The sequence below is a fragment of the Colwellia sp. TT2012 genome (genome assembly GCF_001440345.1).
Classification (GTDB): domain Bacteria; phylum Pseudomonadota; class Gammaproteobacteria; order Enterobacterales; family Alteromonadaceae; genus Colwellia.
Genome location: NZ_LJYX01000015.1, coordinates 1 through 22,444, shown reverse-complemented (window position 1 = coordinate 22,444; position 22,444 = coordinate 1). Strand labels below are relative to the sequence as shown.

Here is a 22,444-nt window from a genome sequence, read left to right as displayed (position 1 = left end):
GGTTTTTTGTTTTGAATGAAGTAAGGGTAATCGATAGGTATTAGTTGGTAGAGCAGAAGCTGCAATCTATAGTCCAAATACCGATTAGAGACACAGAGATAAAAACTAATATATCGAGCTTCTGTTAGTTCGTCTTAGGTTTATTATTAACGTCTACCCATTTTTTATGATATTAATCAAAGTTTCACCAAAACAGTCTTTTAATGTCAGATAATTATCTTTATAGTAACTACAGGTTATTCAAGGATAGTTATATGAAAGACAAGGAAAAAATCGCATTATTTATTGATGCGGATAATGCACCCGCGGCAAAAATAGATATCATACTTTCTGAGCTTGCTCGTTATGGTGTTGTGAATATACGAAGAGCCTACGGCAATTGGAAAAGCCCTTGTATCAAACCTTGGGAAGATGTTCTTCACGAATATGCGATCCAACCGATCCAGCAGTTTGATTTAACCAAAGGGAAGAATGCCACTGACATTGCACTTGTTATTGATGCTATGGATATTCTCTATACCAAAGATGTAGATACTATTTGTTTAGTGTCCTCTGATTGTGACTTTACACCGCTTGTGACCAGAGCATTAGCTGATGGCAAGTTTGTTATCGGTTTTGGTGAACGTAAAGCGCCAATGGCATTTGTGAACAGTTGCTCCAAATTTCTTTATCTTGACGATATCGCCACAGAAGAAAAAACAATAAATAAACCGAGACCTAAACCAAGCATTAAAAGTGATACCAAGCTTATGAATATGCTTCGCCAAGCGGTTGAAGCTTCTGAAGATGATGATGGTTGGGCTAATTTAGGGCCCATTGGTAAACATATATCTAATCATGCCTCGTTTGATCAAAGGAATTATGGTTTCAAAAAGCTCAGTGATTTATTTGCAGCGATAGATTTATTTGAAATGAAGCAAACCAATGGCTCAGTTACTTGGATTAGGGATAAAAAAAGAGCAAGACAAGCTATCGCCAGTTAAAGACAGGATGTCAGCATGAATTTAGATATTTACCTCAACATGATATTCAGTGCCGCTTGGTATTTAATACCGATCTTCATATTTGCTGTTATCATAAAATCCGCATGGTTCAAAGGCGTACTTGGTGAATGGCAAGTTAACTTGCTCATTAAGTTTTTTTTAGACAAAAATGATTATCACCTCATTAAAAACGTAACACTGCCAACTGATGATGGAACCACCCAGATAGATCACATCCTAGTGTCCAAATACGGTATCTTTGTCATTGAAACCAAAAACATGAAAGGTTGGATCTTTGGTAGTACTAATCAAAATCAATGGACGCAACAAATCTTCAAGCACAAATCAAAATTTCAAAATCCACTTCATCAAAATTATAAGCATGTCAAAACGTTAGAAGCTTGTTTGAAAACAAAGAGTGATTCTATATTTTCAGTCATTATCTTTATTGGTGATAGTACATTTAAAACAAAAATGCCTGATAACGTTAGGTTTGCACGAGGTGGTATTAAATATATTAAAAGTAAAACTGACGTCATTTTTAATGGTAATGAAGTAACAAACATTATTGAACAGATTGAAAGTGGACGATTAGAACGAAGTTTTAAAACAAATCATCAACACATTAAGCATGTTAAAGAAATAGTAAAAGAAAAATTAAACACTAAGTCCTGCGTGAAGTGCGGCTCTTACATGGTAATACGTAAGTCCACTAAAGGTAAAAACGCAGGTAATGAATTTTGGGGATGTAGTGCATTTCCAAAGTGCAAATATATAATTAATAATAAGGCGTATTAATGTCTCATGATGCATCAGCTACTTGGAGTGGCTTTAATTACCAAGGGAAAATCGCTTTATATCATTCACTTAAGCTCATTGTTGAAAAGTTGAGAAGTAATAATAGCTTAAATGATTATGAACTCGTACTAGAAAACCATGAAGATTTCGACATTAAAGGACCAAATGGGTTTGAGTCTTTTCATCAAGTTAAAGCAATAAATCAGACGGCATTTAGTATATATGAAGATGCACTTTTAGCTATGTTATTGCAATTGGATTCGCCACAATATTCGACAGTTACAGGTTATTTACATACTTGGCGACCATTACGATGGAATGGTAATGATAGTTTTCATCTAAAATTAAAAGGCATTATTAATAAAATCATTGTTGATGATATAGCAAACCCGGGTAATTGTAATGTAAGTAAAGCATTTACCAATAACGTCAATGTTAATAAAAAAGTCAAAATAATAAGACAGGCAAGACTATCCGATCCACGAATGATTGATGTTGCTAGTGTTGTTGCTAGAGCTAATCAAATATGTAATTTAAATCCTCCAAACCCTGTTTATAAGCGAATATATCTATATAACTATGGAACTGAACCTGCGTGTCAATTAGATCAAATCGATCTGAAAGTAAAAGCTAAAATAGACGAATTACTAGAATTTAGGAAAATTCCAGTTAGTGATATTGGAACAGACAAAATTTTCTGTTGTTTACTGGGGAAATTAGATCGAAACATAATTGAGAAGCATCAAAACTTGAATACAGGGCAGTTAACTCCCATTGCTTTCTCTGATATTTTGAACATTGTTGAAAATGAAAATTTAAGAGATGGTGATGAAGCCTTCCTTGCTGGTCAATTCAAATTGCATTTTGTTAGATCTTTTGAAGAGTTTTTGGACGATGATGAATTATGTTCTGGTGCTGAAGCTAAAGCTTATTATGAAGGTGATTCTAACTTAAACACCGTAATGGAGGTTCTATTACAGTTATCAGCAATAGAATTATGGGATTACTTTAAGAAATTAAATCCACAAATTTCTTTCGATACTAATAGTGTAATTGACCAAGCTTTTACAACAAATTTAGATAACTTAAGAAATTATTTATTCTTGATATTCACTCAACTATGCAAAACAAAATTAAGCCATGTAACGCAACATAGTCAACTTACCTATAGGGTTGGAGCAAAAAGCTATTTGCCTACAACAATTGGGAACAACACTAAAAAACAAGTTGTCATAGGTATTATGCAAAATAGTAATGCAATTATGACACTTTTTGAAGTGAATGCCTTGGTCACCGGTGATGATAGGACGACACTTCAAATAAATGATTTTTTAGATGTACACAATAAAGTTAGTGATGTAAATCTAGATAATTATTATGAAGATGAATCTGTTGAGGATAAAGAAAAAATTTCACAAATATCAAGAAGAATACGCCTAATAAATATTCAACAAGCTACTTTAGAGTTAAATGATGCTTAATTTGATAAAAGACATATGTAATGCAAATAATTTTAGAGTTATCGAATTTGAATGCGGGTTGGAGATTTATACTTCATATGTAGCAATCCCAAAAGAGTGTAATAAAAATCAAGAGTATTTCTTACTGGTTACTAGTGATCAATTAAGCGATGAATTAGTAGAGCGTTTATTAGTATGTGATGCTGAAACCATGTTGGACAATCTTGAAAAAAGTTCATTTGCGGATGAAAGTTTAACAAAAAATTGTACTATGATCTTATGCTCACTGGTAGGTAGTGTGTCAGATCACTCACTGTTAAAGTTTGAAGAAAATCCATATCATTTTAAAAAAAATGTAATCAGTTATTCTTCAGATGAACTGATGTCTTTAAATGAAGTCTTGTCAGGAGATTTTTGTAATGAACATCTTAATCTGCTTATGAGTGCTGATTCTGGTCAAACTTTTGAGAAGTTTAAATCCGGTACAATTGAAGAAGGTAGCTATTTCCCTCTATTAATAAGAATTATAACCAAATTGCCCTTTGTACATTATATCCCTCAATCGAACCAACTTGATAACATTGAAAGTTTTGTGATGGATGCCTTAGATGGACAAGATATTCATTTATTAGATCTTATCTGTAGCAGAGAGTTAACCCAAGAATCCATGAATACATTGATTCTTGGTGAGTGGTTAAATCATGAGTAATTTATTTAAACTTGAAAAGTTAACCTTTAGAAACTTTAAACTGTTTGGTGATGAATTTGTTATCAATTTTAATTGCAACGAACTCATAGTTTTTGATGGCCCAAATGGTCATGGAAAGACAACGATATATGATGCTATAGAATTAGCTTTAACAGGAGATATAAGGCGACTCGCTATAGTTGAAAACCAACAGATACCATCAGATGTTGTTGTTGCACATAAAAACAGAAGAGATTGTTTTGTAGAAATAGTGCTCAAAAATTCGCATGAGACTTTACAAATAAAAAGAAGCTTAAAAAAGGATAAGCCACAGGGTGCCACTAAAATAAGTAACTTTAAAAAGCTATGGGATCTTAGCTTGACTACGGATAGCGAAAGTAAAATTATTACTCAACAAGAATTAAATAAACTAATAGGTAGTGATAATTTAGAGCGGGATTTTACTTTATTTCATTATGTTGAGCAGGAAGATACTGCTCATTTCTTGAAAATGAAGACAGAAAAACAGAGAGCAGAAGCCTTATCTGTACTTTTTGGCGATACAGTTCAAATGAAAGAAAAAGTGGCTAAGGTTAAATTGTTAGAAAAAGAAATCAAAGATATTATTAAAGATAAAAGCAAAGAAAAAAAATTACTTAGCTTAAAAAATAACTTTGATAGTTTAACTTTCAACGAGAAAAAGTATCAATTAGAATATAGACATCTATTAGATTGGAACAATCAAATAGAATGGGATAAAGAGATCATAAATGGGCTTACAAAAGATAAAAGGGATAACTTCTTTTTCGAACTAAATAAAATAAAACGCTTAATTGAACACAAAGAGTATTACCTTTATCAACGAAAGTATCACATTGCAGTTCAGCAAGAAAAAACCTTAAATAATTTCTTGGGCTATTCACAATATGTGAGCCGTTATAATGAACTAAAGGGGAATTTTGATAAAGCTCAATTAATCACAAGTATTATTAATGACTTAAATGCTTCTAAATTAGAAACTATTTCTGAAAATTCTTATTTACCAGATCTATTAGATTGTTCTGGTCAAGCGGCATAAGACACATTTATTGTGGACTGCTCAAACTCAATGGGAGAGCAATCATTGTTTGATGTATGAAGCCTGATCTGATTGTAATATCGGATATAAGCTTCAACATCTTCCTTCATACCACAGCGTGTTAAATGATAAATATTTAACAGCCATTCGTTTTTCAAACTACCAAAGAAGCGTTCAACAACTGCATTATCTAAACAAGCACCACGACCACTCATTGACGCGGTAATATTGTTGTTTTTTAACTGTTGCTGAAAGCGATGGCTAGTATATTGAGAGCCTCGGTCACTGTGAAATATCAACCCTTTAGTCGGTGTTCTAAGGTTCAGCGCCATTTGCATCGCTCTCTCCACCAAATTAACGGTCATACGCTTATGGATTGACCAACCGATAATGCGGCGAGAGTATAAATCCATAACAATCGCTAAGTACATCCAACCTTGACCCGTTCTGAGATACGTCACATCGCCAGCCCAAATTAGATTTGCTTGCTTTGGGTTAAACTGCTGGTCGACTATATTATCTGCAACGCTATGGCTGTGCTTACGCATCGTTGTTACTTTATACGCAATGCGCTGTTTAACTTGTAAGCCAAGTTTATCCATCAAACGAATAACTTTGTCACGGCCAACCACAAAGCCTTCTTTACGCAGTTTTTTCATTAACTGCCTAGAGCCTAAACTTTGTCGGCTTTCTTTAAATAAGGCTTTAGTACGTCGGTACAGCATCAACTCTGACTCACTGATTATTTTAGCGGGCCGATTGAGCCAGGCATAATAGCCGCTGCGACTAACATTCATTACATCACACTGCTTTTTTACAGGGAAAATGCCTTCGTTCTTTTTAATAAAGTTAAACTTTACTTCATTTCTCTTGCGAAGAAGGCACTGGCCTTTTTTAAAATTTCTTTTTCCATACGCAGTTGTTTGTTTTCTTTACGAAGTTTCATTAATTCACTGCGTTCATCACCACTTAAACCCGTACCTGTCTGCTTCTCTTCAAACTGCTGCTTCCAGCCATAAAGTAAATTTGCTCTGATCCCTAAAGACTGTGCTGCATCAGGGACTGTGTAGCCTTGATCGATAACTAAAGCTACAGCTTCTTCTTTAAATGCTTTCGTGTAAGTTTTGTATTGTCGTTTTTGATTCATAAACACCTCGATTAGCTAGGATATTATCCTTTATCAAAGTGTCCAATGCCATTAAACCAGATCAGATTTAGTAGATTATAAATTTAAGAGTGAGTTTTATTTTGAATTAAAACAAATACTTAAAAGTAGAATACAAAACACATCAAGCTCTAAATTTATCTCTGAGGTCATAGAGCTTAGAAGACAATTATTAAGTCATTCAGGACATACTGAAAGTACTGATAGCTGTTTGTTTTGCGGTACTAAATTTGAAGAAGCAAAACTATTATTTGACTCGATTGAGTCTAAAGGAGCATCTTTAAAATTATTACTATCTAAAGATGAGCAACAGATACATCAGCTTCAAGATAATTTTGTCAAAAATAGAATTAATGTGATTTTAGATGTTTTTAAAATGTTTATAACTTCTCTTGAAATCCCTTCAAAAGAACATTTAGAAAAATTAAGAGCATCAACTATAGACATTCCAAGGTTTGAAAAATTAAGAGGTTGGTTATTAGAGGAAAAAATTAAATTTTCAGATCTTTTGCTTGAGTTTAATGCCAAGTATTTTGATTTAAATCAGGTTGTTAAGAACACGCATGAGCTTCAGCATAGAATTATTCAAAAAATATCTCCAAGCTCAGAAAGTTATGAAGAAAATAATACTAATTTTAACTTTGACAATACTTTTGCTATTTATTTTGAATCTAAAACCATGTATATCGAAAGGTCGAGTATAGTAAACGTGGACCAAAAAATAGCGTTTATAGATAATTTATATATTGATTCTATATCAACAGATTTAAAGGTTTTTAAAAAAGTTTCCATTGAAATATCTATGCTGGAAGAAAAGCAAATAGCAGTAAAAAGACTCATTAAAAACTTAAATACAGCAATAAGTCGATATCAAAAACTTCTTATCAAAGATATAGAAGTTCCATTTTATATCTACTCAGGGAAAGTTTTACAAGCTCATCAATCAGGTATCGGTAATGGTATTTTCATTAAAGATAAAACAGGCGGGGATACTCTTAAAAATATACGTTTTGTCTCAAATTGGGATAGTGACCATGACGTTTTAAATACAATGAGTTCAGGTCAAATTGCTGCAATTGTTATTACTCTTTATTTGGCTCTTAACAAAGTTTATGCCCAAGGATTTGGCTGCTTGCTAATAGACGACCCTGTACAGACAATGGACGAAATAAATATGATCTCGCTTGTCGAATTATTAAGAAATGAGTTCTCCGATAGCCAAATTATTTTGTCGACACATGAGGATCATGTATCAAAATACTTCTTATATAAATTTCTTAAATATCATCTTAGCGTTAGACAAATAAAACTAATCGATAGGAAAGAATTTCAACTATCTAATCCTAGAAGCAGACCATTAGTTAGTGCTTAATTGAGCTATGCTCTAAATAACTCATTAATTCACATTAGTGGGTTATTTATAGTTAAGATCGTCTTCTTTAAAACCATTTAATTTTTTAATGGCAATTTTATTTAATAAAACCAGTGCCCATATTCGTCCCATTCGGCCCGCCACATTCTAAGAAACCGCAACTTTAACGGGTCGCGTTTTTTTTTCGTTTTGAATTTGATACTTTCAATGGTAACGGGAAATAGAAGTATTGTTATATAATATTCGCCATATGCACTCATCATTGATTATTTAACGCGGAATTCACATGAATTTAGAACAAGCTTTATTAGATATAGGTAATGCACAAGACAACGAATTACCTATTACAGGTCTCGAAGTGGTTAAAGCAAATTGGTCGGAATTTTATCCTGAATTAGAACGGCTGATAGATCAATTTATTGCAGATGATACCTCGTTAACCGACGAGCAGCAGGCCGTTTTATTTTTTGGTACGCTATTATTAGCGGAATTAAAATATTCTCCAGCGTTAGAAAAGTGTTTGCAATTATTTTCACGTAGCGATACGTGTTCAACACCTCTTGAAGGGGTTTTTGGCGATGCGCTTACTGAATTAACTCCGACCTTATTTTATAATGTGGTCGATGGTAATACACAAGCATTGTGTAATTATATTGTTGATGGTCATCAAGCTATGTATTGCAAAGCGTCTGCTATTGAAGCTGTATTTGCTCAGTACGAAGCGGGTATTATTGATGAATTCGTATTAAGTGCACATGTAACTCGATGGATATCTGTATTTTCGGCTTTACCGAGTTCAACCAATAGCTTTTTAATTAGCGCATTAGCCGATTCTTGCATTGAATATCAACTTGATAATTTTAAATCTCAGTTTGTTGCCTTAGGTGATAAAAATGTATTTGATGAAGAGCGATTTAAATATGACGAAGTAAAAGCATGGCATAAGGCTGATGCACGTAAGTTGATTGAGTCTGGCATGATTCAAACAGACTTTAATGTTGTTGATACCTTAAGTGCTTGGGCTGATGATGACTCAGAAGATGAAGAACTCGATAGTCTGGTAAATAAAGATTTTGATGATTTTGCTTCGTTAATGGGGGAAGGCGGTTTATTGGCTAATATGCTTTACGACGAAAATACAATTTTAGAGAACAGTGTGCCCGTTAGTTCATTACCTACGGCTGGCCGCAACGATCCTTGTCCGTGTGGCAGTGGCAAGAAATATAAGAAGTGTTGCTTAAGGTAGGTCTGTAAACTGGCATTGCTCATTGAGCTTTATCAGTGAGGCAGCTAAATAGTCATAACTACATAAGTAAAACTACATAGTCAAAAAGTGCCTCAAACCTACCTCGTTAGGGGCAATAATATCCTTATGAATAAAATATGTTAATCGAGAGATTAGCGGGTTTTGGTTTTTTATTATTCGCCGTGTATTTTAGCCACATCTTCTCGCCATATAGTTTATTACCCATTGAATACCAGTATGGCTATGTAGTTAACGTCATCTTCGAAGTCCCTGTTCGAAGATCTATTACCTTCTAGAAATGGATCCCCGATTAAAACACCACGGGGATGACGTTCCTAAACCATGTACATAGGCATATAATTTAAAGCGGAACAAACCCTATAAATGAAAATATTTTTACTTACCCATGAACGTGAATTGCATAGAGCAACCAATACTGGCGCTCTTGCTTTAGAAGATGCTAATGAAATTGTTGAGCGTATTCTTTGGCAAAGAGTAAACCCTAATAAAGACCTAGTTAGACTTATAGAAAATAATGAGGCGGTATTACTATATTCGAAGGCAGAGTCATCACCGGTAATAACACCGGCACTGTCACTGGAAATAATACCGACAACGGAAACGTCATCGGTCTTATCGTCGGTAAAGATTGAAGAATATGACAACATCATTATTATTGATAGTACCTGGCAGGAAGCAAAAAAAATATTCAACCACAGCGCTTATTTAAAAAATGCTCCGCAATTCACCTTGAAAACAGTAAATAATTCTTTATACAAACTTAGGGCGAATCAACCTAAAGGAGGTCTATGCACCATTGAATGTATAATCGAAGTTTTAAGACTTAAAGGGCTAAATAAAATGGCAGCAGAATTATCAATAAAATTCGAGCAGTTTAATGGCTAAAAAATCAATAAAAAAATATGCCGGAAGGCAGTTTATAGTTTGAAATAGGCAGACAAACCTTTAACGTGGAAGTACAAAAGAATATTAGACTTAAGCAAAACAACGCCAAGTCAAAAGAGAATTTATTGTGGTTAAGAGATAATACTTCCGCACATATTCATGCTGATCTTATTTTTGGTTTACCCGGCGAGACCTACGAGACCTTTAAAGATAGCTTCAACCAACTGTATCATTGCCGTCCTCATGAAATTCAAATGGGTATTTTGAAACGCTTGCAAGGTAGTCCAATTATTCGACATACCGAAGCATTCGACCTGCGTTTTAATCCATTACCGCCGTTTAATATATTAAGTACTGACAGGGTGAGTTTTACCACCAAGCAACGTATTAACCGCTTTGCCCGTTATTGGGACATGATTGTTAATTCAGGACGCTTTAAACACTCATTACCCCATATTCTCTCTGAGGAACCGTTTGATGATTTTATGGCGATTGCCGAGTGGATTTTTAACAAAACAGGGCAAATACATTAATTTTACTGCTTGTCTGTGTGTTATTTGGTGATTCATCATTATTTTTCGAGATAAAATTAAATCATCTCTAACTTTGTCATCACTTCAATATTTCCACCTATTGCTTGGTAATCTATACGTAATGTAAAGCCTTAAATGACTCCAGAGTATTGCAATATTTTGACTCTTTCAATGCATGTGAACGGTACTGGTGATACGTGAGTTAGCGTATAACTCTGACAATATATGAAGGTCAGTGTTATCAATTTTTTTCAACGTATTTTAATACTCCTTTTATCATTTCATCTTTGTGAGCCAAGGGAATTATGTGAATAACTCAGCGGTTAAACAGTTATTAAATTTTCTTTAGTTATAAAAATATTCATATAATTTTTTTTGTTGTTAAGTGTCATATTACTTTAATAAATGTATGTCATATTAGTAAATCCAAATCAGCAAACATGTAAGTTGTTGATTCTCCGTAAAATTAAACAAAATAATATAGACTAAAAAATTCATTAAGGTAGTAGAAATGTTAAATAAATTTAAATTTAAAAGCTTAGTTATTGCTATGGGGATGACCTGCGTGGCAATGCCAACCATATCGGCTGAACAGGTGCAAGAAGATGCCGAAATTGATGAAATTATCGTTGTGGTTGGCTCTCGTGCCGCACCTCGTTCTATTGCTGATTCTCCAGTGCCTGTTGATGTAATTGGCGCTAAGGAGCTAATGGCTAACGGGACATCTGATATGAACTCATTACTCAGAGCGGTAACCCCTTCTTATAATGTCAGCCCCCAAGCCATATCAGATGGTGCCACCGTAGTTCGACCCGCAAATTTGCGAGGCTTATCTCCAGACTCAACCTTAATTTTAGTGAATGGCAAACGCCGTCATAGAGCCTCTGTCATCACCTTTTCGGGTGGTGGTATTGCCGATGGTGCACAAGGGCCTGATGTATCAACTATTCCTGCTATAGCCTTAAAACAGATTGAAATATTACGTGATGGCGCATCCGCTCAATATGGCTCGGATGCTGTCGCGGGTGTGATTAACTTTGTCCTAAAAGATAATGATAGTGGCGGTCAATTTGAATTGAAAGCAGGTCAGTTTTCTGAGGGTGATGGTGAGCAGGTTACTTTGTCCGGTAATTTTGGCTTGAGTTTAAGTGATAACGGTTTTGCTAATTTTAGCTTTGAAGTTAATCAACAAGAGGCTACCAGCAGAAGTACACAACGAAGCGATGCACAAGCGCTCATTGATGCCGGTAATACCTCGGTTGCCGACCCCGCTCAAACATGGGGTTCACCTAAAATTTCAGATGATTTCAAACTGTTTTTAAATACCGGCATTGAGCTAGCTAATGGTGGCGAAGCTTATATGTTTGGTAATTGGTCTGAAAAAACCGTTGAAGGTGGCTTTTTCTTCCGTAATCCACAGACCAAAAGTGGCGTATTCAAAGGGCCAGTTCTTGACGATGGTACAGCAACTCTTTTGGTTGCTGATTTAACTCCCGGTGCCACAGATAATTCTGCTTGTCCTCTTGTGCCCATTATTAATAATGTTCCAGACGCTGACGCTTTAGCCTCTTTGGCATCCGCTAATTGTTATGCGCATAACCTGCGTTTTCCTGGCGGATTTACACCATTTTTTGGTGGTGAAGTGGTCGATCTTTCTTTAGTGATGGGAACTCGTGGTGAGTTCAGCGATGGTACTAGTTATGATTTCAGTGGTAGTGTGGGAGAGCATTCAACAGAATTCCACATGAGTGATTCAGTTAACTCATCTATGGGGCCAAATACTCCTACTGAATTTACCCCTGGAGCATACGCTCAATTGGAGAAGTCTATTAATGCAGATTTTTCTAAAGAATTAGACTCAGTAATGGGTTTAGATTATTTAGTGGTCTCTTATGGTTTAGAATTCCGCCATGAGACTTTTACCATTACCGCGGGTGATGAAGCATCATGGCAATTAGGTCCTTTAGTTACACAAGGATTTAGTATCGGTTCAAATGGTTTTCCTGGTTTTAAACCTGCGGATGCGGGTGCATCTTCACGCACAAGTAAAGCGGTCTACTTTGATACTGAAGCAAACATTACTGAAGATTTTTTAGCGCAAGTCGCGTTTAGATATGAAGATTTTAGCGATTTCGGTTCATCTTTTAACTGGAAGCTTGCCGGTATGTATGACATTAATGAGTCATTCAAAATTCGTACTTCAGTGAGTACTGGTTTTCGCGCTCCGACTATCGGGCAAAATAATGTTCGCGCGGTACAAACTCAAACTGAAAATGGCATATTAGTTGATGTTGCCACATTACCACCCACTCACCCGGTATCAGTTAAGTATGGTGGCATTGCCTTAACACCTGAACAGTCAATAAGTTATTCTTTGGGCATGGTTTATCAACTTGATGAATTTTTCTTAACGGTAGATTATTTTAACATTGAAGTAACCGACAGAATTACGCAAACATCTTCAATTAAAGTAAGTGATGAAGATCGCCAAGAACTTATTGATGCGGGCGTTACCGATGCCATCGGTTTATCAAAAGTTAAATTCTTTACTAATGATTTTGATACCACGACTCAAGGGTTCGATGTGGTCGCGAATTATTCGAATGAAATGTTCGGCGGTGAGATGAAATATGGTTTAGCTTATAACTGGACCGAGACAACCGTAGACAAATACGGTGAAAATGTTAACCAAACTAAACTTAATCGTTTAGAAAAATCGTTACCTGAGCACAAAGGTTCATTCACGGTAAATTATCAAGCTGATTCATGGTCATTAATGGCCAGAGCTAATTATTTTGGCGAATGGTCGCAATTTGATCCCGATATCCCTGGTGATGCTGCGATTCTTTTAGATACTGAATTTGCTTATTACTTTGATAATGGTGCCGGTTTTGCCGTAGGTATTAATAACTTGACCGATGATAATGGTCCTGTTGCTGAAGGCGCTCCTAGCGGACGTTCATATTCATCAACGTCACCATACGGCTTTAATGGTCGCTTTGTTTATGCGAAGGTCACTTATAGTTTCTAATCGATATTAGGCCGTAACTAAAAAGTAAAACCAACACTGATGTGTTGGTTTTGAAATATTTGACATTGCTGTCATTGAAAAAAAGTGATTGCATAAATTCGTCAAAATCCTGCCTATCTTTAGCTAATACAATTAAAATAAAATCAGCGTCACCTGTAACGTAATAACATTGCAAAGATAGAAAACATTTATACCAAACGGATTAATAAATTGACCAACTTAGCGCTACATTAGCGAGCTTAGAACAAATAAAATGAGTTAAACATAGTTATTCTATATTTTATTCATTTTGTGAGGTTATCAGTTTGCTAATGAGCTCCCGAAGGGCGAGTTTAAAAGGCATATATGCTGCGTTATTGATTTTGAGAAGGACGCTACAAGGATGGAGCTTCTTAGAGAATGCAGGAGCACATTCTCCTGAATAACCATTCTCTTCAATCAATGCCTTGCCTCTAAGCCTTTTAATTCTCGCTAAGTGATCAATTAATTAGTCCGATTGGTATTACATAAATTAAGAGGTATATAATATGAAATTTTTGGTGCTGCTTTATGCAGTTTTTTTTATCGGCATCTGTAACGCTCAAAGTTTAAAGACAGAAAATGTTGTCCTTATCACACTAGATGGTCTGCGTTGGCAGGAGGTATTTCGTGGTGTAGATGAAGGGCTTCTGAAAAATAAACTTTATACAAAAGGTGTCGATGCACTGAGGAAAAATTTTTGGCATCAAAACCAGGCTAAACGGGCTGAGCTGTTGATGCCCTTTCTGTGGCAGACTATTTCTCATCAAGGAGTGCTCATTGGCAATCGCGATAATGGCAGTTATATGAATGTAACTAACCCCGCAGTGGTGTCCTATCCGGGTTACAGTGAGATTTTTACTGGCTATGTAGATCCGAGTATTGATTCCAACAAAAAAATCTGGAACCCCAATATTAATGTGCTGGAATGGATAGAAAATCAAGCTGGCTTTGCCGGTAAAGTCTCCGCTTTTGGGTCTTGGAACGCATTGCCCTACATACTAAATACTAAGCGTGCTACTAACTTAACGGTTAACGCGGGTTTTGTGCCAGTGAAGGGCGATCTTTCAAATGTTGAAAAATGGTTGAATCAACAATTGGCAGATACTCTTGGCACCTCGGATAATACACGATTTGATGCGTTTACACAGGGCTATGCAATTGAGCACATCAAAAAGCACAAACCACGCTTAATATACATAGGTTACGGCGATACTGACAACTTTGCTCATGATGGACGTTACGATCAATACTTAAAAGCAGCACACCGGAGCGACCGCTTTATTGCTGAACTATGGGACTTACTACAACAAGATCCACACTATAAAGATAAGACAACTATGATCATTACTACCGATCACGGCCGTGGTGAGATGCCACAAGCGTCCTGGAAACACCATGGCACAGCCTTGTACATGACGCAAAGTGATAACAAAGAATACACTAAATACCAGAAAACAGGGATAGTGGGCTCAAATCAGATATGGGCAGCAGTGATAGGACCAGACACGCCTAGCAAGGGATTGATACAAGGCAAAGAACCTTGGGAACAAAATCAGATAGCTGCGACAATTGCATCATTTTTAAACCTAGACTACAACCAGTTTCAGAAAAAAGCGGGCGCACCGATTGAAGCCGTCTTTAATAACTAAAGTCAAATTGATGGTGGATTTACAAGTGGAGAGCCACACTGTTGGCTAACGGGTTATGGCATTGAAACACTTGAATAAAACACAAGCAGGCGACCTAGTAGTCTATGACCGTAAGTGCGTAATTAAGCAGTGTGCTTAATTACGCGCTTACTTTAATCCAACATTAAAGTGGTTTTGTAATATTGACTTCACCACTTTAAATTGTGCAGGTAGAACTCTATTTCTCTTTTTTACCATATATAAAATTTCTATTACTGGCTTTTTAGGTTTAAGTATTTTTAAAAGTTGAGGTTCTTTAAAACTATCAACAGCACTTTTAGGTAGCACAGTAAAACCTAGCCCCTTGGCTACTGGTTCTAATATTTGACTAATTTGATTAACATAGCCAGTTACAGGCAGTTGCTCAATATTTAAGTGGGTAAAATTTTATTCCAGATTTTGTGAAAAATATAGCGATAGGTAATGCTTAGCATTAGGGTGATTAATAAGACCTAACTTGGTTAATAAATTCCCATCAACATTCTCAATTTCAGTATTGGCCGGAAGCACTAAGCAAAGATGCGGTTTCACCTTTAGTTAATACCACGGGTAATTTAGCTTGTCGCTGCGATTTATTAAAATTTAATGACAATGACAGAGGGGATCCTAAAAACTCACGATATAGAAATACTAATGAATTAAGGGCAATTGTTTGTGTCTCTGGTGCAACATTTTCTTCGTTGGATAAGTAAGTTAAATATTGTTCAACTTCTTTATTATCCAGTTTTGATGGATGTTGCTTGTTGTTGAAAATAATATATCGCTTGATCCAATAAATGTAAGTTTGAATAGTCCTTTTAGCAAATCTACGTGTGATCATAAATTCACCAATGCTATTTAAAAATAACGATTCAGACATAGTAAAAATAAATATTTAATAGCTGTGTTTGTATACAGTATAGCTGGGATTGTAAATGTGTCTTTGATAGACGGAATATTTCCGTAATGCACGCAATAATGAAAAAGTTAAAATTTTATTAAAGTCTTTGATATTAAATATGAAAGAGAGTATTTTAGTATGAATTAAATATCATGATAGAGAGAATAATTCCGTGTTTAAACACGGAATTATTCTCTCTATTAAGCTGTTATGCGTCACAATTATCTCTACCACCGAATACTCAAAACACAAATAAAGGAATGTACTAATGAGTCCAAATGAACTAATTAATCTTTTTACAAAGCACAATCTAATACCTAATGATCCAGAGGAACAAGAAGAAGCTCTGGATCTAATTGATGAAGATGAAGATTCTGAATTAAATGCTCTTGAGTTATTAGCTGAGTTCGCGGCTGATAATTCTATTGATTTATCTTTGGGTGATTGTGTTCCTAAAGATGTCATAGGGGAATTTATGGCTAATTTTGAACAAGTGGCTGAAGTATCTAAAGGTAAGGTTAAAGCACAAAATCTTAAAGTAACACCTGAGGTTGGTACGACTGTGAATGAAACTAAAGATATCGAAATAACTTTTGATTGGAATTCAAAAAATTATAGTTTTTCTTTCTCAAAAGTTGAACCTGATGGATTTATCGATGAGTTTTCGAAATGGGTATTTGAAGCTTTTGATGGTAATTTTTTGTTTATCAAGGATGACCTCTCATTTGGGTACGTAATACCGAAAACTCTTATTAAAGAGTTAGAGTCTATCGGTTTAGAAAATGCCGTATCGTAAGTTAAACGCATAACAAGGCGCTCAAACGGAAAAATTACAGTTGGCTGCGCTCGTGCCTCGCACATTTTAGCCAACTGCATTTTTCCGCTTAGCTTAGCGTTAGCAGTACTAGCAATTATGAGTACATATCTAAGTTTTTGAGTTAGAATCAAGCTGTTTTTATATTAGGTTAAGGAGTTATTATGAATAATGATATTAAAGGGATTTGTCTTTTCTTAGGGTTAATTGGCATAGGTTATGTTGCTTTATTAATAGTCGTCGCGTTGCTTACAGGTGCTAAGATAGTCAAAAGCATTTTGTTCATTTCTATATTTTCATCATTCCTAATTAGTTTGGGTTTAACTCATCAAGTCAAGAGCCGTTTATCAAATTACCTCAAGTCATTATCTTATAAGCAGTTGGTGTAAAGTACTGCTAACAAGCTAATTAATAAGGACAAAAAACAGTTGGCTGTTTTCGTTCCTCAACATTTTAGCCAACAATTTTTTGCCCATTATTAGGGCGTTAGGCTTTTCTTTAATTCAGATGAAAATGGATATTATGACGAATAAAATTACTAAATTAGAAAAAGTAGGTTTTGTATTAGTTTCACTTATAGTTTTATTGCAGGGCTTTTATGGCACTCTTGCATTCATTGATCCTGCCACCTTTTCTACAGTAAGAGGCACTGAACTTTTTTCTGCTATGGATGCTGATTGGGTGAAAATATATGGATCACGTACTATTTTTATTACCTTAATTTTTGGTTATCTTTTATATACTCGAAATCATATTGTTTTAATGTGGGGTGCATTATTTGCTGTTGTTATGCCAATTACAGACGGGCTACTTGCATATGAAGCTCAAGCACCATTTAAGGTTGTTGCTAAGCATATCTCCACTATTTTGTACTTATTAATAATATTCTTTGTCTTAAAGAAGGTTGTTGCTCAAAAAGTCTAACAAGCAAATTAATCAGGACAAATAACAGTTGGTTTTTGCTCCTGCGTCGCCTATTTTAACCAACTATCATTTGCCCATTATTTGGGCGTTAGGTGAAAAGGAAATTAATCCTCTATGGAGAATCCATCAACTTTATTAGTCGTTCAAGACCTTCTTATTTCAAAAAAGTTCTACGTTGATGTCCTTGGTCTAATTCTTGTCGAAGAACATGAAGACAGTTTAAAGCTTAAAAGTGGCTCACATAATGTGTTCATGTTTGGAGGATCAATGGAGGCAACAAACTATGAACACGGGTATAATGCAAATTCATCATTGGTGCTTACGGTTAGTAATTTGGATAACAAAATTAAAGAGTTAAAATCAAAGGGGGTTGTATTTGTTCACGAGTCCCCTAATGAAAATAGATGGGGCCGCTATGCAGCTTTTAAGGATCCATCAGGCATCGTCAATGAGTTAATGGAGTTTTTCACCTAACAAGAAAATAAACAAGGACACGTAACAGTTGGCTACGTTTCGCTTCGCTACACAATTTTAGCCAACTATTACTTAGCCTGTTATTTAGGCGTTAGTTGTACCGCTAAACAAGTGAAGTTTTATTGCAAAAGCGGTGTTTTATAAATAGGTTTGGTCTGTGTTTTAGGTGAGTTTTCGCCATTAACTTTTGCTCTTTAACCAGCGAAATTCAACCTCATTTGTCAATTGAAGGTTTAATGCGTTCGCTTCTAAACGGGTACTTGCGTGGCTCAAAAGTCAGGCTTTATTTTGTAGCGGTACGGGTATTCTTTATTATTAATTTACGCAGTATGCTATGGTAACTTGTTGTTAGCGTAGAGCTTTTAATCCCAACAACTAACAAGACATTCAAACGGACAAAAAACAGTTGGTTGTTTTCACTCCGTTCAACATTATAACCAACAATTTTTTGCCGCTTAATGTGGCGTTAGTTGGCACCACTAAATCAGCCCAATATTTATGTGTCAGAGCGGTATTTTCTAAATTTTCTTTGTGAGTTACGCCTCCGTTTTCGCCAGAGAGGTTTGGTTATATTCGCTAATAGGCTTTACGCTTTTTAAGACACTTTGCGGTAAAGCCATTAGCTAGTTCAGGCAGTATTGCTTGGCTCAAAATTCTTGGGTTTTTGTGTAGTAGTGCAATATTTTTGCACCTTCCGTTTAAATAATAAATATGGTAACTTGTTGTAAGTTTAGTGCTTTTAACAATCTGCAACTAACAAGAACATCAAACGGAAAAATTACAGTTGGCTTTTTTCGTTCCTCAAAATTTTAGCCTACTATAATTTTCCGCTTATGTAAGCGTTATATCTCTAATGGAAGGATCCAGTATGAATCAAAGTAAAGCTATCCCTATCTCAATCTTATCAGGATTAATTCTTGGCTTAATTGGCGTACACCTAATGGGTTATGTCGCCGCAATCGCAATACCCAAAGAATACTTTATGTGGTTTAAGGAAAACCTTTTTGTTGAACTTGGAATGGTTATACTCGGAATAGTTGAGCAATTTTTTGGTTTTGGTCTGCTGGCTCTAATTACCGGATATGTATTGGGTAAAGTGACCCTTTCTAATTGGTTAGTTAATAGTATTATCTGCTATTTGTCAGTCTTATTTTATTTTTCGGTAGGTTCGGCCTTCGTATACGGTGGTTCTATATCAAATCCGTTTGCGGGAGTTTCAATTTTATATTTCTTACCATCGCTTGTATTACCTGCTTGTTTAATCGCTGCAACTTATATAGCGTCTACGAGATATAACAAGAAAATCAACAAGGACACGTAACAGTTGGCTACGTTTCGCTTCGCTACACAATTTTAGCCAACAATTACTTAGCCTGTTATTTGGGCGTTATATTTACAAAGAGGTTTGATGCAGATTTTCAACATTAGTCGCATAAATACAGATTTTGGTATCTTTCGCGTATCTGGTGATTGGTGGTTTAATAAACCTGAAGTTGAAAGTATTAACATTAAATCAATCGAAGTCATGGGAACTGATGGTTGGGTTTTATTAAACAAAACTAGCGAAAGTAATTCTCAATTAATTAATAATTTACTACCACTATTGTTGTCTCATTTATTGTTAAAAAATAGCGAAGTGTAAACGTAAATATAACAAGCAAATTAATCAGGACAAATAACAGTTGGTTTTTGCTCCTGCGTCGCTTATTTTAACCAACTGATATTTGCCCATTATTTGGGCGTTATGAGTTTACGTATGAATCAAGTTTTGAAAGTATCAATAACTGAAGGTTTTAAAAACACTTCTTTAGGATTTGTGAGAATAAGAAAAAACCTGAACGTCACTCATTTTTCAGACATTGAAACTGAGGGGTATTTAAAAGAAATTCTATTATCAACTCCTCTTGAGGATATAGAAACGAAGGGTAAAAATCATTATTTCAAATGCGTTGCGAGAAATGCAATTTTAACTGTTAACTCTCATAGTTTTACTATCATCACAGCAAAGACAATTAATAAGAGTCCGCGGATAAAAAACTCATAACAAGCACTTCAAACGGAACAAAAACAGTTGGTTAGGTTCCGCTTCGCTTCACATTTTAACCAACTATTTTTGTCCGCTTAAGTGGGCGTTAGTTGGCACCACTAAATCAGCCCAACATTTATGTGTCAGAGCGGTATTTTCTAAATTTTCTTGGTGAGTGCCTCCGTTTTCGCCTATTCGGTTCAGTTATATTCGCTAATAGGCTTTACGCTTTTTAAGACACTTTTGCGGTAAATCCATTAGCTAGTTCAGGCAGTATTGCTTGGCTCAAAATTCTTGGGTTTTTGTGTAGTAGTGCACTATTTTTGCACCTTCCGTTTAAATAATAAATATGGTAACTTGTTGTAAGTTTAGTGCTTTTAACAACCAGCAACTAACAAGAACATCAAACGGAAAAATTACAGTTGGCTGTTTTTCGTTCCTCAAACATTTTAGCCAACTGTAATTTTCCGCTTATGTAAGCGTTATGAATTATCGATTTCCAAAAGGATTGAGCGTGATTAAGAATTTTATTACCTGTGAAAAAATTACCGATGATAATAGCCATGGTGGAGAAGGCACTATTGAAATTCAAAAAGTGTTTCGACGTGAAGACTTCAAAGGTGCATGGGATTTTGCTTTACGCGTATGTATGCCGCCTAACTCATCTATGGGACTCCATGATCATGGAGAAGATGAAGAAATGTATATTATCCTCAATGGCGAAGGGCTTATGACTATTGAAGGTGAAACCCAACGTGTAAGTAAAGGTGACATGATCTTAAATAAACCACATGGTACTCATGGGTTATTAAACGATAGCAGTCAAGAACTTGAGCTACTTATAATTCAAGCAAGTCTCAAGCAGTAAATTCATAACAAGCAAATTAATCAGGACAAATAACAGTTGGTTTTTGCTCCTGCGTCGCCTATTTTAACCAACTGTTATTTGCCCATTATTTGGGCGTTAGCAGTAAAAGGATTTATCCCAACATGAAGTATTCAATCTTATCTCTATTTATTCTTTTGTCTGGTTGCGCTCAAAACTCAGGCATAATTCCAATGGGTGGTGAAACATATATGGTTTCTCGTCAAGCCGCCACTGGGTTTACTGGTATGGATACACTAAAAGCAGAGGCTATGACAGAAGCATATGCACAATGTCAAAAGTCACAAAAAATGGTTAAGGTTCTAGAAACTATTGATGCAAAACCACCATTTATATTTGGTAACTTCCCTAAAACTGAAATTCGTTTTAAGTGTGTTAAAGAGGCTTAAACTAGCAAATTACTGCTAACAAGGCATTTAAACGGAACTAAAACAGTTGGTTAGGTTCCGCTTCGCTTCACATTATAACCAACAATTTTAGTCCGCTTAATGCGGCGTTAGTTGGCTAATAAAAAAGATCGTCTAAGTGCTAAATAATTCAGTTTCACCAATTCACTGTTTGGTGCTTTACCACGAATAAGTTAGTCACTTTTATCACGTTTCTGAAAGGTGTATTAGCGTAACTATTCGCTCTAAATAGTGAGTGTAATGGCTCAAATTCACGGTTTAGTATGTTCATTACGGTGCGTTTAAGTTATTGTTGTACTTGGTGAAAGTATGTTGCAACTAACAAGCAAATCAACAGGGACACGTAACACTTGCTCGGTTCCACTTCGTTTCACATTGTAGCAAGTATTACTTAGCCCGTTATTTGGGCGTTAGTTGTACACGTATTATGGAGTTACCGTGCATCAATCAAATTTTTTAAAGTGGGTTCTGCTAGCCATTTGTTTAATCGCAATTCTAGCTGGTGTTTTTCAAATAGGTAAACTAGTTGGCCTTGCTCTTTACTCCAATGATTTTAGTATCACTTCAATCAAAATATGGCAGGTAGGCTTAATTAGCTCAGGTATTTGGGGTGTTTTTGAGTTTGTAAGAACCATGAAAAAGTTGAAAGTTTCACCCAAGTACAACTAACAAGAAAATAAACTAGGACACGTAACAGTTGGCTACGTTTCGCTTCGCTACACAATTTTAGCCAACCATTACTTAGCCTGTTATTTAGGCGTTAGTTGGCTAATAAAAAACATCTTATAAGTGCTAAATAATTCAGTTTCACCAATTCACTGTTTGGTGCTTTACCGCGAATAAGTTAGTCACTTTCATCACGTTTCTGAAAGGTGTATTAGCGTAACTATTCGCTTTAAATAGTGAGTGTAATGGCTCAAATTCACGGTTTGGTATTTTCATTACGGTGCGTTTAAGTTATTGTTGTACTTGGTGAAAGTATGTTGCAACTAACAAGCAAATCAACAGGGACACGTAACACTTGCTCGGTTCCACTTCGTTTCACATTGTAGCAAGTATTACTT

The 22,444-nt window shown here is 35.5% G+C and carries 25 protein-coding genes; 21 read left to right on the top strand and 4 right to left on the bottom strand.

Features of this window, described 5'->3' with window-relative positions; translation table 11 throughout:
* Nucleotides 1-254 precede the first annotated feature (254 nt).
* The 5 genes from ASU03_RS08605 to ASU03_RS08585 are packed head-to-tail and all read left to right on the top strand — an operon-like array spanning nt 255 to nt 5,007.
* The gene (locus tag ASU03_RS08605; protein WP_057831457.1) at nt 255-983 is read left to right on the top strand and encodes an NYN domain-containing protein; all 729 of its coding nucleotides are present in this window, start codon (nt 255-257) and stop codon (nt 981-983) included.
* Nucleotides 984-998: 15 nt separating this feature from the next.
* Nucleotides 999-1,781: a nuclease-related domain-containing protein gene (locus ASU03_RS08600; protein ID WP_057831456.1), complete on the top strand. Its 783-nt coding sequence runs from the start codon at nt 999-1,001 to the stop codon at nt 1,779-1,781.
* Entirely contained in the window at nt 1,781-3,262 is a 1,482-nt protein-coding gene (locus ASU03_RS08595; RefSeq protein WP_057831455.1) for an ABC-three component system protein, read from the top strand. Before ASU03_RS08600 ends, ASU03_RS08595 begins: the two co-directional genes overlap by 1 nt.
* Nucleotides 3,252-3,950 carry an ABC-three component system middle component 1 gene (locus ASU03_RS08590; protein WP_057831454.1) on the top strand — a complete coding sequence of 233 codons (699 nt, stop codon included), beginning with the start codon at nt 3,252-3,254 and terminating at the stop codon, nt 3,948-3,950. The genes ASU03_RS08595 and ASU03_RS08590 overlap by 11 nt, the downstream gene beginning before the upstream one ends.
* Nucleotides 3,943-5,007 (top strand): ATP-binding protein, encoded by a 1,065-nt coding sequence (locus ASU03_RS08585; protein WP_057831453.1) that lies wholly within the window; start codon nt 3,943-3,945, stop codon nt 5,005-5,007. The genes ASU03_RS08590 and ASU03_RS08585 overlap by 8 nt, the downstream gene beginning before the upstream one ends.
* On the opposite strand, the gene ASU03_RS08580 is transcribed toward ASU03_RS08585, so the two are convergent.
* Nucleotides 4,995-6,154 (bottom strand): IS3 family transposase gene (locus ASU03_RS08580; RefSeq protein WP_157465867.1). Its coding sequence is split into 2 segments (ribosomal slippage): nt 4,995-5,905 and nt 5,905-6,154, totalling 1,161 coding nucleotides; the frame shifts between segments, so codons are not numbered across the junction. The two genes, ASU03_RS08585 and ASU03_RS08580, sit on opposite strands and share 13 nt — an antisense overlap.
* A 229-nt stretch (nt 6,155-6,383) precedes the next feature.
* On the opposite strand from ASU03_RS08580, the gene ASU03_RS08570 reads away from it, so the two are divergent.
* From ASU03_RS08570 to ASU03_RS08550, 6 genes are all read left to right on the top strand, one after another.
* Nucleotides 6,384-7,544, top strand: coding sequence for a hypothetical protein (locus ASU03_RS08570; protein WP_057831450.1), 1,161 nt, complete (start codon nt 6,384-6,386; stop codon nt 7,542-7,544).
* 286 nt (nt 7,545-7,830) lie between these two features.
* Complete coding sequence (locus ASU03_RS08565) at nt 7,831-8,790, top strand: YecA family protein (protein ID WP_057831449.1); 960 nt, start codon at nt 7,831-7,833, stop codon at nt 8,788-8,790.
* 137 nt (nt 8,791-8,927) lie between these two features.
* Nucleotides 8,928-9,086 (top strand): hypothetical protein, encoded by a 159-nt coding sequence (locus tag ASU03_RS20690; protein ID WP_157465866.1) that lies wholly within the window; start codon nt 8,928-8,930, stop codon nt 9,084-9,086.
* 88 nt (nt 9,087-9,174) lie between these two features.
* Nucleotides 9,175-9,696, top strand: coding sequence for a tRNA-uridine aminocarboxypropyltransferase (locus tag ASU03_RS20685; RefSeq protein WP_057831448.1), 522 nt, complete (start codon nt 9,175-9,177; stop codon nt 9,694-9,696).
* Between the two features lie 65 nt (nt 9,697-9,761).
* Nucleotides 9,762-10,229, top strand: a complete 468-nt coding sequence (locus ASU03_RS20680) for a DUF4080 domain-containing protein (protein WP_057831447.1) — start codon at nt 9,762-9,764, stop codon at nt 10,227-10,229.
* A gap of 511 nt (nt 10,230-10,740) precedes the next feature.
* Complete coding sequence (locus ASU03_RS08550; RefSeq protein ID WP_057831446.1) at nt 10,741-13,260, top strand: TonB-dependent receptor plug domain-containing protein; 2,520 nt, start codon at nt 10,741-10,743, stop codon at nt 13,258-13,260.
* Here the strand turns inward: ASU03_RS08550 and ASU03_RS19850 are convergent.
* The gene (locus ASU03_RS19850; RefSeq protein ID WP_082627223.1) at nt 13,244-13,435 is read right to left on the bottom strand and encodes an Lrp/AsnC ligand binding domain-containing protein; all 192 of its coding nucleotides are present in this window, start codon (nt 13,433-13,435) and stop codon (nt 13,244-13,246) included. The genes ASU03_RS08550 and ASU03_RS19850 overlap by 17 nt on opposite strands.
* A gap of 352 nt (nt 13,436-13,787) precedes the next feature.
* Here ASU03_RS19850 and ASU03_RS08545 point away from each other — a divergent pair, with 352 nt between their 5' ends.
* Nucleotides 13,788-14,930, top strand: coding sequence for an alkaline phosphatase family protein (locus tag ASU03_RS08545; RefSeq protein ID WP_057831445.1), 1,143 nt, complete (start codon nt 13,788-13,790; stop codon nt 14,928-14,930).
* A 147-nt stretch (nt 14,931-15,077) separates the two neighbouring features.
* On the opposite strand, the gene ASU03_RS22080 is transcribed toward ASU03_RS08545, so the two are convergent.
* Both ASU03_RS22080 and ASU03_RS08535 read right to left on the bottom strand, forming a co-directional pair.
* Entirely contained in the window at nt 15,078-15,329 is a 252-nt protein-coding gene (locus ASU03_RS22080) for a LysR substrate-binding domain-containing protein (RefSeq protein WP_442855133.1), read from the bottom strand.
* A gap of 130 nt (nt 15,330-15,459) precedes the next feature.
* Nucleotides 15,460-15,828 (bottom strand): site-specific integrase, encoded by a 369-nt coding sequence (locus ASU03_RS08535; protein WP_057831443.1) that lies wholly within the window; start codon nt 15,826-15,828, stop codon nt 15,460-15,462.
* 289 nt (nt 15,829-16,117) lie between these two features.
* Between ASU03_RS08535 and ASU03_RS08530 the strand changes: the two genes are divergently transcribed.
* The 9 genes from ASU03_RS08530 (at nt 16,118) to ASU03_RS08490 (ending at nt 21,362) form a co-directional block, all read left to right on the top strand.
* Nucleotides 16,118-16,645, top strand: coding sequence for a hypothetical protein (locus tag ASU03_RS08530; protein ID WP_057831442.1), 528 nt, complete (start codon nt 16,118-16,120; stop codon nt 16,643-16,645).
* 182 nt (nt 16,646-16,827) lie between these two features.
* Nucleotides 16,828-17,052 carry a hypothetical protein gene (locus ASU03_RS08525; protein ID WP_057831441.1) on the top strand — a complete coding sequence of 75 codons (225 nt, stop codon included), beginning with the start codon at nt 16,828-16,830 and terminating at the stop codon, nt 17,050-17,052.
* Between the two features lie 133 nt (nt 17,053-17,185).
* Complete coding sequence (locus ASU03_RS08520) at nt 17,186-17,587, top strand: DUF4267 domain-containing protein (protein ID WP_231731539.1); 402 nt, start codon at nt 17,186-17,188, stop codon at nt 17,585-17,587.
* A gap of 114 nt (nt 17,588-17,701) precedes the next feature.
* Nucleotides 17,702-18,061, top strand: coding sequence for a VOC family protein (locus tag ASU03_RS08515; RefSeq protein ID WP_057831440.1), 360 nt, complete (start codon nt 17,702-17,704; stop codon nt 18,059-18,061).
* Nucleotides 18,062-18,929: 868 nt separating this feature from the next.
* On the top strand, nt 18,930-19,382 hold the full coding sequence (locus ASU03_RS08510) for a hypothetical protein (RefSeq protein WP_057831439.1): 453 nt from the start codon (nt 18,930-18,932) through the stop codon (nt 19,380-19,382).
* Nucleotides 19,383-19,469: 87 nt separating this feature from the next.
* Nucleotides 19,470-19,703 carry a hypothetical protein gene (locus tag ASU03_RS08505; RefSeq protein ID WP_057831438.1) on the top strand — a complete coding sequence of 78 codons (234 nt, stop codon included), beginning with the start codon at nt 19,470-19,472 and terminating at the stop codon, nt 19,701-19,703.
* A gap of 114 nt (nt 19,704-19,817) precedes the next feature.
* Nucleotides 19,818-20,105 carry a DUF3781 domain-containing protein gene (locus ASU03_RS08500; RefSeq protein WP_057831437.1) on the top strand — a complete coding sequence of 96 codons (288 nt, stop codon included), beginning with the start codon at nt 19,818-19,820 and terminating at the stop codon, nt 20,103-20,105.
* Between the two features lie 496 nt (nt 20,106-20,601).
* Nucleotides 20,602-20,955 (top strand): cupin domain-containing protein, encoded by a 354-nt coding sequence (locus ASU03_RS08495; RefSeq protein ID WP_057831252.1) that lies wholly within the window; start codon nt 20,602-20,604, stop codon nt 20,953-20,955.
* 122 nt (nt 20,956-21,077) lie between these two features.
* Nucleotides 21,078-21,362, top strand: a complete 285-nt coding sequence (locus tag ASU03_RS08490; protein ID WP_231731538.1) for a hypothetical protein — start codon at nt 21,078-21,080, stop codon at nt 21,360-21,362.
* Nucleotides 21,363-22,444 lie beyond the last annotated feature (1,082 nt).